We start from the raw sequence: 15,121 nt of genomic DNA on the forward strand, positions 1-15,121 counted from the left end.
GGCGGACAGGGTTCCGCCCGGCGGCGCGCTTGCGGCGCGCCCGACGGGCGAACCGCCGCTCGGCGCGAAGTGCGCGGCGCGGTCGAACTCCCGCGCCGTGAAGCGCAGCGCTTCGAGGCCGATGCGGTAGCCGCTGCCTTCGTCGCCGAGCAGATGGCCCCAGCCGCCTGCGCGTACCCGGGGTTCGCCCGGCAGAAAGCCGTAGACGATCGAGCCGGTTCCGGCGATGACCTGAAGGCCGTAAGGCCGGCCGAGCGCGGCGGTCAGCGCGATCTCGCCTTCGGTTCGAATCTCGAACGGCACGTTTGCGCCGAAACGGATCAGCTCTTCTTTTAAATAAGAAGAGAGCTTGGAACGTTCGTCGGAACTGTCTATACCTGACATGCCCAGACAGATACCGAGGCATTTCTTGGATTGAAGCTGCGGATGATCAAAGAAAATCCTGAAAATGGATGTAAGCTCCATGAACGCTTTCTCGAAGCCGACGGCGTGCGGATTGGTCGATTTGCCGCGAACGCGGCAGAGCAGGACGCCTTGTTCGTCGATCGCCGCCGCTTCGGTCTTCGTGCCGCCTCCGTCGATTCCCGCATAGAAATTCATCGCTTTCCCCACTTTATTTTTTTCTCAGTATAGGCGAAATGACAAAGGATGTAAAACAAAATTTCAGAAATAAAAAATATATTGAAATTTTATTTCACCAATTCTATAATGGACACATTCAAACATCTGGCAGGTAAGAAAACCTGTTGTGTAAGTTTTAGTAACGTAATGCCATTTTGCAGAAAACGGGTTGAAAAGGTTTCGCGGCATCCGGAGAAACCTTCATTTCGAAGCACGGGGGAGGAACGGACATGAACGGCGGCTTGATCCGTCTGCGGGAAGGACTTGAAGGCTTGAATCCTTCCGAACGCAAGATTGCGGAGTTCATATTGAAAGAACCGGGAGAAGCCATTCAGTACTCGATCGCCGAGCTGGCCTCGCGCAGCGGAGCCAGTCAAGCCGCGATCGTGCGCTTGTGCAAGACGATGGGCTTCAAAGGCTACCAAGATCTCAAGATCAAAGTGGCGGGCGATCTTCAAGGATCGGGCGAAACGCAGGGGTATCAGGAGATCCGGCCCGGAGACAGCGTCTCGGCGATCATCCGCAGCGTATCGTCGAACAATATTCAATCGATTCGCGACACGCTGAAAATTTTGGACGAGGAGATGGTGGAGAAGGCCGCGGATTGTCTCGCTTCGGCGCGCAACTTGTACTTTTTCGGCGTCGGCGCTTCGAACCTGATCGCGATGGACGCGCAGCAGAAGTTTCTCCGCATCGACAAACGCAGCTTTTCTTTCGCCGATCCCCATGTGCAGTTGACGGCGGCGCTCACGGCTTCGCCGGAAGACGCGGTCGTGTGCATCTCGTACTCGGGCGAGACCAAAGAAGTGCTCAAAGCGGCGAAGCTGGCGAGAGAAAACGGCTGTCCCGTCATCGGCATCACGAAATACGGCCATTCCTCGTTGACTCAAGCGTCGGATATTCCGCTCTGCACGGCGTCGACGGAAAACGAGATTCGCAGCGGCGCGATGGCGTCGCGGATCACGCAGCTCAATCTGATCGATATTCTGTATCTCAGCGTCGCCAGCCGGGACTACGAGCATTCGGTCCGTTATCTGGACAAGAGCCGCCGGGCGATCAAGGAATTGTAAGCAGGCCGAAGAACAGCCGAACGGACGGGAGCCGCGCGCGGATTCCGCCGATCGTTGCATATGCATGGCCGTTCGACGAAATTCCGAAAGGGAGGGCATAAAGATGAAAAGAAAAAGTTTGCTGTTATCGATGGCGCTGCTGATGGGAGTCACGACCGCTTGCGGAGGCGGAGGAGGTTCCAAAACCGCCGGACCGGACGACAAAGACACGGTCACGGTCTGGACGTATCCGGTCTACGGGGAATACGAGACCGAACTCAAAGACCGCGTGGCGAAGTTCCAGAACGAACATCCGAACATCACCGTGCAGACGGAAATGCTCTCCTGGGCCGAAGGCCCGCAGAAATTCGACGTGGCGCTGAACGCGGGCAATCCGCCGGATCTGTATTTCCACAGCGTCGACGGCACTTACGTCAATACCAAGCTCGCGCTTGACCTGACGCCGTACATGACCGACGAGATCAAGAACGATTATCTGCCGGGCACGCTGGAACTCGGACAGATCCAAGGCGTGCAGTACGGTCTGCCGCTGTACCAATTCCAATGGGGCTGGGGCGGCAACAAACGGATTCTCGACGAAGCCGGCATCGATTGGAAAAAGATCCAGAGCGAAGGTTGGACGTGGTCCGAGTTCGAAGCGGCGGCGGCCAAGCTGACCGGCAAGACCGCCGACGGCGCGCCGCAGTACGCGCTGGTGACGGACGGCAGTTCGCTCGACTTCATCGAGATGCTGTCGCGCAACAACGGCATGCCGGACGTGCTCGACGACGGCGGCAAGTTCCAATGGAACGACCAGCGCATCCTCGACACGATGAGCTTCATCAAAGGGCTGCTCGACTCCGGCTACATGCCGAAAGAAACGGCCGCGCTCGATCCGACCAAACGCACGGACATGTTCTACGCCGGACAAGCGGCGATCATCTCCAAAGCGATTCCTTACTACGACGTGATGCTCGCGACGCGCAACAAAGACATCGACGCGGGCACGGTCAAAGGCGAGAAGATCAATTTCGTCTATCTGCCGGTGCCGCATAACGACAACGCTCCGGCCAAGACGACGACCGGCGGCGAAGGGTACGTGGCGTTCAAGCAGAAGAACGACAAAGGCGAGCAGCATGCCAAAAACACGTTCATGGTCATGGAATACCTGAGCGATGCCGAAGCCGGCAGCGCGTCCAACCAGCTCGCGCTTCCGTTCGTTCGCAAATCGCAGGCCGAAGCGTTCGCGGGCAAAGAATTGGGCAGCGAAACGACATTGGCCGCCGCCGAGAAGATGGCCGCGAACGCCGAAATGCCGGTGACGCTCAAACTCGACGCCGCTTTGGCCGCCAAACAGAAGCAGTTCAAAGAGCAGGTCGTCAAGCCGAACATGCAGGCGCTCTACTCGGGCGAGAAGACGCCGGAGCAGATCGCGGACGACTTCAAATCCAAAGGTTCGCAGTCGTTCGGGCAATAAGGCCGCCGGCTTTAGAGCGTCGAGCCTAATGCGTCGAGAAAGTTCAACGTAGCTAGAAGCGAGCCGGCGGAGAGAGAAATTCAGTGAAGGAGCGCTAGCGTTCGCCTTTGAAATCGAGAAAATTCCGCTGAAAATTCAAACCTTTTCTCGATTTCAACACGCGACCGGAACGAAATTCTCTCGGAGCCGGATCGCTTCTAGTGCCTACGTGACTTTTTCGACAGCTTAAGCCCGCCGCTTCGGCGGCGGGCCTTTTCACATGAAGGAGGGAACCCGCTTGCAAACCACCGCTTCGCCCAAACGAGCCCCTTCCGGCTCCGGCCGATTCTGGCGCGAATACGGCTGGGCATACCTGTTCATTCTGGCTCCGGTGCTGCTGTTTCTGGTGTTCACGCTCTATCCGGTCGCTTCGGCGTTCGTGATGAGCTTCCAGCAGTATCAAGTCATGGGTTCGACCTGGATCGGATTCGACAACTATAAGCACATGATCGGCGACGACGTCTTCTGGAAATCGATCCGCAACACCGTCGTCTTCACGATCGCCACCGTGCCGGTCAACATTCTGATTACGTTCGTGCTGGCGTATCTCATTTTCCAGATGAAAAACAAAGCGCAAACGTTCTTCAAAGCCACGCTTTACCTGCCGGCCGTCGCGTCGGGCGTCACGATCTCGGTCGTCTGGCTGGCGATCTTCGATCCGACCGACTCGGGCCTGCTTAACCGGTTCCTCGGGCTGCTCGGCATCGATCCGGTAATCTGGTTGGGACAATCGAGCACGGCGCTGTTCTCGCTGATCCTGATGAACTGGCTCGGCTCGCACGGCGCGGGCATCATCTTGTATCTGGCCTCGATGGGCGGGGTGCCGAAGTCGCTGTACGAAGCGGCCGATATCGACCACGCCAGCGGTTGGACGAAGTTCGCCCGCATCACTTGGCCGCTGCTCAAGCCGACGACGCTGTACCTGCTCGTCACGGGCATCATCACGTCGTTTCAGGTGTTCATCTCGGTGTACCTGATGACGCAGGGCGGCCCGAACTTCGCCACGACGACGATCGCGTACCTGATCTATCAGACGGCGTTCCAATTCTACGAATTCGGCCTCGCGTCCGCGCAGTCGTTCGTGCTGGCGCTGCTGATCATCATCGTCTCGGTGCTTCAATTCAAAGCTTTTTCGAGCGACGTCGAATATTAAGGCGCTTCGTACGTCGATTCGATGGTGCAAAATAACGGATTTTCATGCGCGGAGGTGAGTTCTTTTGCAATCCCATCCACAAGCCCGTTCCCGGAATATGTTATTGGCGGTCGCCGGCGTTCTCCTGCTGCTGTGGACGATCTTGACGATCATCCCGCTGTATTGGATGCTGGTCGGCTCGCTGCAAGATTCGGCGGCTTCGGCTTCGTTCCGTCCGGCGATGATTCCGGAAGCTTTGTCGCTGGCGCCGTACGAGCGATTCTTCGCCAAAACGGCCGCTTGGCGCTGGCTGTTCAACTCGCTGCTCGTCTCGTCGGTGCTGACCGTCACGAACGTGTTCTTCGCTTCGCTGGCCGGTTACGCGTTCGCGAAACTCAAATTTCCCGGCAGCAACGCGATCTTCTGGATTCTGCTCAGCACCATGATGATTCCGGCTCAAGTCACCCTGATTCCGCTGTACATCCTGATGGTCAACACGCTTCAGCTTCAGGACACGTATACGGCGATCATTCTGCCGACGGCGGTCAGCGTGGGCAACATCTTCTTGATGAAGCAGTACATGTCCTCGCTGCCGACCTCGCTGATCCATGCGGCGCGGATCGACGCCTGCGGCGAATTCCGCATCTTCTGGCGCGTGATCCTGCCGCTGGCGAAGCCGGGACTCGCGGTGCTCGCGATCTTTACGTTCGTGGCGTCGTGGAACGAATTCTTCTGGCCGTTCCTGATCACCAGCTCGACCGATATGCGCACCATTCAAGTCGGCCTCGCTTCGTTCGTGTTCGCGGAATCGACCGATTTCGGCGCGATGATGGCGGGCGCGACGATCGGGGCGCTGCCGATGATGATCCTGTTCTTCTCGCTGCAGCGCTACTTCCTGCAGGGCATCACGATCGGCGCGGTCAAAGGCTGAACGGATTTCTATACTCGCTTGGACAAAAACGTCGCCCGGCGCGCGGCGTTCCCGCAGTCAGGTCGCGAGGAACGCCCGGCGCCGGGCAAAGGTTCACTATCAATCACGGGCCGTGCCCGCTCCGCGCCGCATTCGGGCGGCGAAGCGGACGGCAAGCCGGCCACGGGCAGGAGGCAGATTATGGCACGCGTCGAATTTCGCAACGTACGCAAAGAATTTCAGGACCACAGCAAAGAAAGCTTTACCGCCGTCGCCGGTTCCGACTTCGTGATCAACGACAAAGAGTTCGTCGTGTTCGTCGGCCCTTCGGGCTGCGGCAAGACCACTTCGCTGCGCATGATCGCCGGCCTGGAACACCAGACGAGCGGCGATATCCTGATCGGCGATCGGGTCGTCAACAATCTTCATCCCAAAGACCGCGATATCGCGATGGTCTTCCAAGATTACGCGCTGTATCCGCACATGACGATCCGCGACAATCTCTCGTTCGGACTGAAGAACCTCAAGAAACCCAAAGAATATATCGACCAGAAGGTCAAAGAAGCGGCGTCGATCCTCGATATGGAGCCGATGCTCGGGCGCAAGCCGCGCGAACTGTCCGGCGGGCAGCGCCAGCGCGTAGCGCTCGGCCGCGCGATCGTGCGCGATCCGCAGGTCTTCTTGTTCGACGAACCGCTGTCGAACCTCGACGCCAAGCTGCGCGTGCAGATGCGCGTCGAACTGAGCGAGCTGCATAAGCGCCTCGGCGCGACGATCGTCTACGTCACGCACGATCAGGTCGAAGCGATGACGCTCGGCGAGCGGATCGTCGTCATGAACCGCGGCATCATTCAACAGATCGCCAATCCGACCGAATTGTACGCCAAGCCGCGGAACATGTTCGTAGCCGGATTTATCGGCTCGCCGCCGATGAACTTCATCGACGCTTCGATCGAAGGCGGCCGCGTCGTCGTCGAAGGCGGTTCGTTCGAACTTCCGGAAGCGAAGCTGGCCGCGCTCGCGCCGTACGCCGGCCGCAAGCTGATTCTCGGCATCCGTCCGGAAGACATCCACGGCGAAGATTACGCGCCGGGGCTGGAGACGTCGCCGCACCGCATGGACACGCATATTCAGGTGGTCGAGCATCTCGGTTCCGAGAATCTGCTGTATTTCCATATCGGCAGCCGCCTCGTCACCGCGAAAGTCCACCCGGAGACCCGCGCTTACCCGGGCCTCGACAAGCCGTTCATTTTCGACATGCGCAAAGTCCATTTCTTCGACCCGGACAGCGAACAGCGGATCGAGATGTAGCGCAAGCCTATTTTCCACAAGGACACAAGGAGGTTCCGACATGCGCAAACTGAACGATATTCTGGTCAAAACGGGACGGGAGGCGTTCTACGAGATCGTGCCGGCGGTCGTGCATACGCTGATCGGTTCGGCGATTCTGGTTCCCGCGCTGATCTTCCTGCCGGTGGCCGTCTCGATGATCCTGCTGCCGCTGATCTATATGCCGCTCGTCTACGGGGCGTTCTACGCTTACCATATGCGAACGCTGGGCGAGCCGAACGGCGTGCGCGCCGTGTTCCGGGGAGCGGTCAAAGGATTCGTTCCGTCGGCGGTGTTCGGATTCTTCTGCTCGCTGCTGGCTTTGATCCTCGTCTCGACGTGGTGGTATTACGGCGGCAAAAGCGGGGTGCTGTACATGGCGATCGCGGTGTTCCAGACGTATTTCGTCGCGATGGCGCTGGTATCCCAGTTCTATGCGCTTCAATTGGTCCTGCAAAAAGACATGGGCATCTTCCGCGCGATGGGCGAAAGCGTCAAGCTGATGCTGCGCCATCCGGGGTATACGATCGGCGCTTTTTTCCAAGCGTTCTTCCTCGGACTGCTGCTGACGGTTACGGTCGTGGGCGTGCTGGCGATCTATTCCGGCGTGCTCGCGGTGTATCTGCATCAGGCGGCGGATAACGTGCTGAATCCCGATCGAGACAAAGACGAAGAAACGAAGCAGGCGCAAGGTCTGGGCACGCTGCCGGGGAACGCGGGATGAGCGGGACCTCTGCGGCCGAAGGAAAAGTTCGCGTGCGCACCGGGCTGGATCGTTTGGCGGACGGAGAGACCCATCCGCTGCTGCAGGGCCGCCGAATCGGATTGATCACCAATCCGACCGGAATCACGGCCGATTTCCGCACGGCGGTAGACGTATGCGCTTCGCTGCCGGATGCGCGGTTGACCGCTTTGTTCGCGGCAGAACACGGGTTGTACGGCCAGCGGCAGGCGGGCGAACGTTTCGGCGACGAAGTTCATCCGCAGCTCGGCATTCCCGTGTTCAGCCTGTACGGCGAGCGGAAAAAGCCGACGCCGGAGCTGCTCGAAACGGTCGATACGCTGGTGTTCGATATGCAGGATCTCGGCGTGCGTTTCTATACGTATCTGTCCACGCTGCTGTACGCGATCGAAGCCTGCGCGGCTTGCGGCAAAGCGCTGCTCGTCCTCGACCGCCCCAATCCGCTCGGCGGATCGAAAGCGGAAGGCGGCTTGCTGCGCGAAGGCTACGAGTCGATGGTGGGGGCTTGGCGGATGCCGATCCGCACCGGAATGACGATCGGCGAACTGGCGAGGATGGCGGGCGATCTCACAGGCAGCGGCTGCGAACTCGGCGTGATGGAGATGGACGGGTGGAACCGAAGCATGGAATTCGGCGATACCGGCCAGCCGTGGATGCTGCCTTCGCCGAACATGCCGACGATCGACACGGTCAGAGTGTACGCGGGAACTTGCTTTTTCGAAGGGACCAATATGTCGGAAGGCCGGGGCACGACCCGGCCGTTCGAGTGGATCGGCGCGCCGTGGCTGGACGGATCTCGGCTGGCGGACGCGATGAACGAAGAAAAGCTGCCCGGCGTCCGTTTTCACGCGGTGTATCAGACGCCGACTTTCTCGAAACATGCCGGGGAATTGTGCGGAGGCGTGCGGTTGTTCGTGACGGATCGGCAGGCGTTCGATTCGGTCGAGACCGGGCTGCGTCTGCTGCGAGCGGCGATGCGGCTGCACCCCGACCGCTTCCGCTGGCTGGAACCTCCGCCCGGAGGCCGGCGTCCATTTATCGATCTGCTCGCCGGAGGACACGAACTGCGCGAACGGATCGGACAGCCGGACGGTGTGGAGCAATTATCGGCGGCGTGGCGCGAAGAGTCGGCAGAATGGCTGCGGCGAAGACGGGCCTATTTGCTGTATGAAGCACAGGATGAACAGAAGGAAGGGAGTGGATCGGCATGACGCGGCAATCATTCGAAGAGGAACCGAGGGTTTCCGCAGCGGCGAATCCGATCGACGCGGAAGCGTCGGCGGCGATCGAGCGGCTGCTCGGCGGCATGGACCTGCAAAGCAAGCTCGGGCAGATGCTGCTCGGCGGTTTCGACGGCACGAAGATGACTACCGAAGCGATGAAGCTGATCGCGGCGTACCGGACGGGCGGCATCATCTATTTCTCGCGCAACGTATCGTCGCCCGGGCAGCTCGCCGATTTGACGCGGGAACTTCAGGAAGCGGCCGCCGCGAACGGAGTGCCGCCGCTGTGGATCTCGATCGACCAAGAAGGCGGCATGGTGGCGCGGATCACCGAAGGCGTCACGTTGATGCCGGGCCAGATGGCGATCGCCGCTGCCGGGTCGGCGCAGGAAGCGTACCGCGCCGCTTACGTCAGCGGCAGCGAACTGCGGCGGATCGGCATCAATCTGAACTATGCGCCGGTGCTGGACGTGAACAACAATCCGCTGAATCCCGTGATCGGCGTGCGCTCGTTCGGCGAATCGCCGGAAGCGGCGGCCGAATTCGGAGCCGCGGCCGTGCGGGGGTATCAAGACGCGGGCGTGGCGGCGACGGCCAAGCATTTTCCGGGGCACGGCGATACCGACGTCGATTCGCATCTGGATCTGCCGACCGTGCCGCATGACCGGGCGCGGATGGACAAGGTGGAGCTGGTGCCGTTCAAGCGGGCGTTCGCCGAAGGGGTGGATGCCGTGATGTCGGCGCATATTTATTTTCCGGCGCTGGAGAAAGAGAAGCTGCCGGTGACGCTGTCGCCTGCGGTACTCACCGGACTGCTGCGCGAAGAATTGGGCTTCGAAGGGATCATCACGACGGACTGCATGGAGATGAACGCGATCGCCGAACATTACGGCGTGGCGGAAGCTTCCGTGCTGGCCGTATTGGCCGGAGCGGATCAGATTCTGGTCAGCCATCGTTCCGACCGGCAGGGCGCGGCGCTGGCGGCTCTCGAAGCGGCCGTGCACGAAGGCCGCATTTCCGAAGCGCGCATCGACGATTCGGTCCGCCGGCTGCTGCGGATGAAATGGAAACGCGGCATCTTGACGCGCGGATCGGCGGCGCGGCTGCTTGGGGAAGCGGCGACGGAAACCGGTACGCGAACGGACGGAGAAAAAGCAAGGGAAGAAGAACGCCAAAGCGGGGAATTCGAACCGATCGAGGTCAAGTCCGGGGGGACGGGGATCGGAAGTACGGCGGGGGAACTGCCGAGTGAATCGGAGCCGCTTCGCTGGAGCGCGGAGCAGGAGACGGCATCGGGGGACGCCGCCGATGTCTCGGGCGCGGGCGAAGGGGATCTTGTCGACGGCAGTCGGCAGAAGGCGGTCGCGGTCGGGCTTGCCGGATTGCGCGCGCCGGAAGCGCTCGACACGGCGCGCCGCATCAGCGAAGCGAGCGCGACGCTCGTTCGCAACGAGCGGAAGATCGTGCCGCTGCGCCCGGCGCGGACGCTGGCGATCACCTGCTCGGCGAACGTCACGGCGTTCGTCGACGAATCGATCGCGAGCACGCGCGGACTCGGGCGCGAATTGGCGGAACTGGGACTCGACGTGGTCGACCGCGTGGTGGACGCTGGTCAAGTGGCGGCGCATCTCGAAGCGCTGCTGGCCGAAGCGGAGCGCGAAGACGTGAAGCAGATCGTCGTCGGAACGTACAACGCGCAGTTCAATCCGGCGCAGGCGGAACTGGTCCGGCGGCTGCAAGCGCTGGGAAGACCGCTTGCGGTCGTGGCGCTGCGCGATCCGTACGATCTGCTGGCTTTCCCGGACGTGCCGGCTTACGCGGCCGTCTACGAGAGCCGCCCGCTGGCGCTGCGAAGCGCGGCGGCGGCGCTGCTCGGCCGGATTCCGTTCCGAGGACGCCTGCCGGTATCGGTCGGACCGGATTATCCGGCGGGCTGGGGGCTGCGCACATGATCCGGCTGAGTTTCGAAGGCGATTCCGCGCTGGCGGTCGGTCTGATGTCCGGCACGTCGCTCGACGGGGTCGACGCGGCCGTCGTCCGGATCGAAGGCAGCGGCCTTACGGCGCGAGCGGAACTGCTGCACGCGTACAGCCGACCTTACGGAGACGCGCTGCGCGAGCGGCTCAAAGACCTGTGCGTGCCGGAACGCTCGCGCGTCGACGAGATCTGCGGCATGAACGCGCTGCTGGCGGAGATCTTCGCCGAAGCGGCGTTCTCGGCGGTTCGCGAAGCCGGGATGTCGATGGCGGACATCGATTTCGTCAGTTCGCACGGGCAGACGATCTGGCATATTCCGGGCGAACGGGAGCCGGAGCTTTTCGGCCGGTCGGATCGCGGAACTTCTTCGAAGACGGGAGCCGCTCGGGAGGTTACGTCCGACGGAAGCTCCGATCGAGGGGAGAAGGCTCCGGGCGCGGCAGATTCGTCGGGTCTGGAATCCGTCGATCCCACGCGTTTTCGCTCCACGCTTCAGATCGGCGACCTCTCTATGCTCGCGAAGCGCGTGGGCGTGCCGGTCGTCGGCGATTTTCGTCCCGCCGATATGGCGGTCGGCGGGCAAGGCGCGCCGCTTGCGCCTTACGGCGATCTGATCTTGTTCCGGGACGAGCGTCTCGGACGGCTGCTTCAGAATATCGGCGGCATCGGGAACTGCACGGCGCTGCCAGCCGCCGCGAAGCCGGAAGAGACGTTCGCTTTCGATACGGGACCGGGCAACATGGTCATCGATCAGACGGTATGGCTGCTGAGCGAAGGAGCCCGCGCTTACGACGAAGGCGGGAAATGGGCGGCTTCCGGCACGCCGGACGAGTCGCTGGTCGACGAGATGATGGAACATCCGTATTTCCGGCTGGCTCCGCCGAAGTCGACCGGACGCGAAGTATTCGGCAAAGTCTATACGGCCGAATTCGTGGATCGGGCGCGGGGGCGCGGCCTGGCCGATGCCGATATCGTGGCGACGGCCTCGTCGTTTACCGCCCGTTCGATCGCGGCGGCTTACCGGGACTTCGTCTTCCCGCGCTGCCGGATCGACGAGGTCATCGTCTCCGGAGGCGGCGCGCGCAACGGTACTTTGATGAAGATGCTGGCAGAGCTGCTGCCGGAGCAGCGGGTCTGTTCGTCGGCCGAGTTCGGCGTGGACGACGACGCCAAAGAAGCCGTGATCTTCGCGCTGCTCGGCAGCGATTTCCTGCGGGGCGTGCCGAATAACCTGCCGTCCGCCACGGGCGCTTCCCGTCCGACGGTCATGGGCAAGTTGGCGCTGCCTTGACCCGTATTTTCGCCCGTCGCTTAACGGTTGAATGCGCGGTCGGGATGCAAGATTACGAATGTTCGCCGCACAGAAAAAAGGCCTTCTTTTCCGCCGATCGCGGAGAGGAAGGCCTTTTGACGTGAGCGGCGCGTTGAAGCCGCGGAATTTCCGGTCCGGTCTGCCCGAAAGCGGAACCGGAACGGATTATTTGCGCGCGGAATCCGGCATTACCGAAGGAGCGGCTTGCTCGGAAGCCGAGCGTTCCGCGGGAGCGGGTTCGGTCGATGCGGCACTCGGCACCGTGCGCGATTCGGAAGACGTCGCGGCCGGTCGTACCGGCGAAGCTTCTGCGATCGCCTGATCGGAAGCGGAGCCGCGCGTCTCGGACGGAACCGGCGCCGGTTCGCTCGCGGAGCGCGATCCGCTGTCGTTAGCGCGCGCTGCGGGTTCGGCCGCGACGGAGTCTTCGCTGCTGCTCGCGCGCGTTGCAGGTTCGACAGAAATCGAATCTTCGCTGCCGCTGGCGCGTGTTGCGGGTTCGACGGAGATCGAGTCTTCGCTGCCGCTCGCGCGCGTTGCGGGTTCGACGGAGGTCGAGTCTTCGCTGCCGCTCGCACGCGTTGCGGGTTCGACGGAGATCGAATCCTCGCTGCTGCTGGCGCGCGTTGCGGGTTCGACGGAAATCGAATCTTCGCTGATGTTAACGCCTTTTTCAGGTACGGAGGCGACCGGCACGGCTTCCGAAACGGTCGGCGTATTCTCCGAAGCCCAAGCGGCGGCGGTCGTGCCGAGCGCGGCGATCGCCAATACGGCGGCCGTGCTGATAACGGCGGTTTTTTTCTTGATCTTCGTGACGTTTAACATAAGGGATAGTCTCCTTTGCAGTTGGTGACCGTCTCCGGACAGAGGAGCGACGAAGCGCGAAGGTCGGCCTTCCGGGCCGCCCGCTGCTCCGATCAAAGCCAATCCGTAAAGTTTGCGTTCTTCCCGGGACATGTTCGCTACCGCTTCGGCGTCGCAAGCCAGTTCGCTCCACAGACCCAGATCGCGCCGCGCGAGATGCGCGAGCGGATTGAACCAATGAAGCGCGCAGGCGGCCAGCGCCAACAGCTTGACCCGAAGGTCGCCGCGCCGCAGATGGATCAGCTCGTGGCGAAGCGCCATATCCAGCGCCGCGCCCGAGATCGCGCCGCGCTCCGGCGTCGGCAGATACACCGCCGGCCGCAGCAGCCCGGCCAAGATCGGTCCGCGCAGCATCGGGCTGTACGCCAGCGCCACTTCGCGCTTCAGCCCCAGCTCGCGTCGAACCCGGCGCAGCCGGGCATGCGCTTCGTCGCCCGCCGGAACCGGCAGGCTTGACGCGCGCAGCAGCCGCGCGAACTTCCTGTACGCGATCAGCTGCCAAGCGGCGTAGCCGAGCGCGCCGGCTGCCCAGATGCCGAGCAGCCCGGCGGCCGCCCAGAGCGGCAGCTCCGGTCCCGTGCGATTGATCCCCGCCGCCGCTTCGGAGGCGGCTCCCGCGAAGGCCGCCGCATCGGAGGCGGCCGGCGAAGCCGAAGGCGGCGTCAGCCTCGCCGCCAAGAGCGAGATCGGCAGCAGGTAGAAAGCCAGCGCCAGCTTGCCGAGCCGATAACGCCAGCGGGCCGACATCGCTTCGTCGGGAAGCGTGCGCAGCAGCAGCAAGCAGAGCGTCACGGCGCTTCCGGCCGCGGTAAGGGCGAGCAGCAGTTCAAGCATGATGTTCAATGCGTTCATGTTCGGCACCTACTTTTCGGAAAACCATTTGCGCAGCTCGTCCAGATCGTCGCCCGACAGCTTTTTGCCGTCGTACATGGCGGCGACCAGATTCTTGACGGAACCTTGATACAGGCCGTCCAAGACGTGCTGCGTCTCCAGCAGTTTGTATTCCTCCGGCGAGACGATCGGCACGTAGCGGTTGGTCCGTCCGTGCCGGGTGGCTTCGAGCGCGCCTTTTTCCACCAATCGGGAAAGGAAAGTCGACATCGTTTGACCTTTCCATTCCCGGCCTTTTTCCGCGAAGATTCGCAGCAGATCGGCAGAAGTGACCGGCGGCTCGCACGACCAGATTTCTCTCATCAATTCCAATTCGGTCTCCGACAATTTTTGGACCCGGGTCATCGTTCGACACTCCTTATGCGTGGGGATGCCGAGCCGCGCGTCCGCGGCAGGCTTAATAACTACAGCTTGTAGTGATATAAAACTACTACACGACGTAGTGAATGTCAAGAAGGCTTCGGCTTATGCGGATTTCGTTTCGTCGAATGCTTCGCAAAACGCTTTCCGCGGATCTCGAATCGGCTTCGAAAGCGCGGTTTGCAGAAAAAATCGGCTTTTTTCGCGATATTCGGGCTTCGGCTTGCGTTTGTCCCTATAGAGAGCCCGATCGGCGCGCTCCGCCTGTCCGGCGAGCGACTGCCGGACTCGAACGGAAGGAGCGTTCAAGTTGAATCGTGAACAACATGGCTTGGCTCTGCAAGACTCGCTGTTTATCGAACACGCGAGATCGGAAGGGCCTGCTCAAGCCGCTTTTCATTTTCATGACGATTACGAAATTTATCTGTTTCTCGGCGGCGACGTCGAATTCTACGTGGAACAATCGATGCATCGCCTGCGGCGGGGGCATCTGATTCTGTGCAACGACAAAGAGCTGCATCGGATCTGCCATTTCGGCAAGGTTCCGTACGAGCGGATGACGATCCGTTTCGATCAACGGCTCGTTCGCGGCTTGTCGACTTCGTTTACCAATCTGCTCGGCTGTTTCCAGAATCGGCCTCCGGGCCATCGGAACGTGGTGCGAATCGACGAAGAACAGATCGCGTACATGCGGGAGACGGGGCGCAAGCTGCAAGAAGTCTCGCGGAACCGGCGTTACGGCAGCGACGTGCTGACGATCGCTTATCTGACGGAATTGTTGGTCTGGATCAATCAGCGGTTCGGCGAGAACGAGCACGACCCGGCCGGACGTCCCGCGCACGCGATGGTGGCGGAGATCATGGCCTATATCGACGAACGGCTGTCGGACGAGTTATCGCTCGGACAGATCGCCGAACATTTCGCCGTCGATCCGTCGCATTTGAGCCATCAGTTCAAAAGGCGGACGGGCAGCACGCTGTACCAATACGTGCTGATCAAACGAATCGCGGCGGCCAAGCGGCATCTGTCGCAAGGAGCGTCCGTTACCGAAGCCTGCGGCTTATCGGGTTTTAACGATTACAGCAACTTTATCCGCACGTTCAAGAAGCTGACCGGCGTCTCGCCGGGCAAATACGAAGCGACCCGGCGGGCTTGAAGCGAAGAACGACGACATTTGCCCCATACGCAAAAAAGA

The 15,121-nt window shown here is 61.3% G+C and carries 13 protein-coding genes; 10 read left to right on the top strand and 3 right to left on the bottom strand.

Features of this window, described 5'->3' with window-relative positions:
- Positions 1-600 (bottom strand): BadF/BadG/BcrA/BcrD ATPase family protein (locus CDO73_RS22220; RefSeq protein ID WP_306437541.1); only part of this gene is annotated, 600 nt, incomplete at its 3' end.
- A 251-nt stretch (positions 601-851) separates the two neighbouring features.
- On the opposite strand from CDO73_RS22220, the gene CDO73_RS22225 reads away from it, so the two are divergent.
- The 9 genes from CDO73_RS22225 to CDO73_RS26995 all read left to right on the top strand — a co-directional run bounded on the left by CDO73_RS22225 (position 852) and on the right by CDO73_RS26995 (position 11,790).
- On the top strand, positions 852-1,691 hold the full coding sequence (locus CDO73_RS22225) for a MurR/RpiR family transcriptional regulator (RefSeq protein ID WP_088490721.1): 840 nt from the start codon (positions 852-854) through the stop codon (positions 1,689-1,691).
- A 103-nt stretch (positions 1,692-1,794) separates the two neighbouring features.
- Positions 1,795-3,147, top strand: a complete 1,353-nt coding sequence (locus CDO73_RS22230) for an ABC transporter substrate-binding protein (RefSeq protein ID WP_088490722.1) — start codon at positions 1,795-1,797, stop codon at positions 3,145-3,147.
- 277 nt (positions 3,148-3,424) lie between these two features.
- Positions 3,425-4,339, top strand: a complete 915-nt coding sequence (locus tag CDO73_RS22235; protein WP_256972812.1) for a carbohydrate ABC transporter permease — start codon at positions 3,425-3,427, stop codon at positions 4,337-4,339.
- 97 nt (positions 4,340-4,436) lie between these two features.
- Positions 4,437-5,249: a carbohydrate ABC transporter permease gene (locus CDO73_RS22240; RefSeq protein WP_088490724.1), complete on the top strand. Its 813-nt coding sequence runs from the start codon at positions 4,437-4,439 to the stop codon at positions 5,247-5,249.
- 180 nt (positions 5,250-5,429) lie between these two features.
- Complete coding sequence (locus CDO73_RS22245; protein ID WP_088490725.1) at positions 5,430-6,539, top strand: ABC transporter ATP-binding protein; 1,110 nt, start codon at positions 5,430-5,432, stop codon at positions 6,537-6,539.
- Positions 6,540-6,579: 40 nt separating this feature from the next.
- Positions 6,580-7,281 (top strand): hypothetical protein, encoded by a 702-nt coding sequence (locus CDO73_RS22250; RefSeq protein ID WP_179218795.1) that lies wholly within the window; start codon positions 6,580-6,582, stop codon positions 7,279-7,281.
- Complete coding sequence (locus tag CDO73_RS22255) at positions 7,278-8,510, top strand: exo-beta-N-acetylmuramidase NamZ family protein (RefSeq protein ID WP_088490726.1); 1,233 nt, start codon at positions 7,278-7,280, stop codon at positions 8,508-8,510. The genes CDO73_RS22250 and CDO73_RS22255 overlap by 4 nt, the downstream gene beginning before the upstream one ends.
- Positions 8,507-10,474 carry a beta-N-acetylhexosaminidase gene (nagZ, locus tag CDO73_RS22260; RefSeq protein WP_306437542.1) on the top strand — a complete coding sequence of 656 codons (1,968 nt, stop codon included), beginning with the start codon at positions 8,507-8,509 and terminating at the stop codon, positions 10,472-10,474. Before CDO73_RS22255 ends, nagZ begins: the two co-directional genes overlap by 4 nt.
- Entirely contained in the window at positions 10,474-11,790 is a 1,317-nt protein-coding gene (locus tag CDO73_RS26995) for an anhydro-N-acetylmuramic acid kinase (RefSeq protein ID WP_373446998.1), read from the top strand. The genes nagZ and CDO73_RS26995 overlap by 1 nt, the downstream gene beginning before the upstream one ends.
- 186 nt (positions 11,791-11,976) lie before the next feature.
- Here CDO73_RS26995 and CDO73_RS22270 read toward each other — a convergent pair whose 3' ends face one another.
- Complete coding sequence (locus tag CDO73_RS22270) at positions 11,977-13,527, bottom strand: M56 family metallopeptidase (RefSeq protein ID WP_088490728.1); 1,551 nt, start codon at positions 13,525-13,527, stop codon at positions 11,977-11,979.
- Between the two features lie 9 nt (positions 13,528-13,536).
- A complete protein-coding gene (locus tag CDO73_RS22275) occupies positions 13,537-13,911 on the bottom strand; it encodes a BlaI/MecI/CopY family transcriptional regulator (RefSeq protein WP_087798994.1) in 375 nt (124 codons plus the stop codon).
- A gap of 325 nt (positions 13,912-14,236) precedes the next feature.
- Here CDO73_RS22275 and CDO73_RS22285 point away from each other — a divergent pair, with 325 nt between their 5' ends.
- The gene (locus tag CDO73_RS22285; RefSeq protein WP_088490730.1) at positions 14,237-15,082 is read left to right on the top strand and encodes an AraC family transcriptional regulator; all 846 of its coding nucleotides are present in this window, start codon (positions 14,237-14,239) and stop codon (positions 15,080-15,082) included.
- Positions 15,083-15,121 lie beyond the last annotated feature (39 nt).

Origin of the sequence: Saccharibacillus sp. O23 (assembly GCF_002205895.1) — a bacterium.
Classification (GTDB): Bacteria; Bacillota; Bacilli; order Paenibacillales; family Paenibacillaceae; genus Saccharibacillus.

Coding starts and splice junctions, on each gene's coding strand:
- nagZ (WP_306437542.1), top strand. CDS start 8,507: ATGACGCGGCAATCATTCGAAGAGGAACCGAGGGTTTCCGCAGCGGCG.
- CDO73_RS22255 (WP_088490726.1), top strand. CDS start 7,278: ATGAGCGGGACCTCTGCGGCCGAAGGAAAAGTTCGCGTGCGCACCGGG.
- CDO73_RS22240 (WP_088490724.1), top strand. CDS start 4,437: ATGTTATTGGCGGTCGCCGGCGTTCTCCTGCTGCTGTGGACGATCTTG.
- CDO73_RS22245 (WP_088490725.1), top strand. CDS start 5,430: ATGGCACGCGTCGAATTTCGCAACGTACGCAAAGAATTTCAGGACCAC.
- CDO73_RS22225 (WP_088490721.1), top strand. CDS start 852: ATGAACGGCGGCTTGATCCGTCTGCGGGAAGGACTTGAAGGCTTGAAT.
- CDO73_RS22275 (WP_087798994.1), bottom strand. CDS start 13,911: ATGACCCGGGTCCAAAAATTGTCGGAGACCGAATTGGAATTGATGAGA.
- CDO73_RS22230 (WP_088490722.1), top strand. CDS start 1,795: ATGAAAAGAAAAAGTTTGCTGTTATCGATGGCGCTGCTGATGGGAGTC.
- CDO73_RS22250 (WP_179218795.1), top strand. CDS start 6,580: ATGCGCAAACTGAACGATATTCTGGTCAAAACGGGACGGGAGGCGTTC.
- CDO73_RS22270 (WP_088490728.1), bottom strand. CDS start 13,527: ATGAACGCATTGAACATCATGCTTGAACTGCTGCTCGCCCTTACCGCG.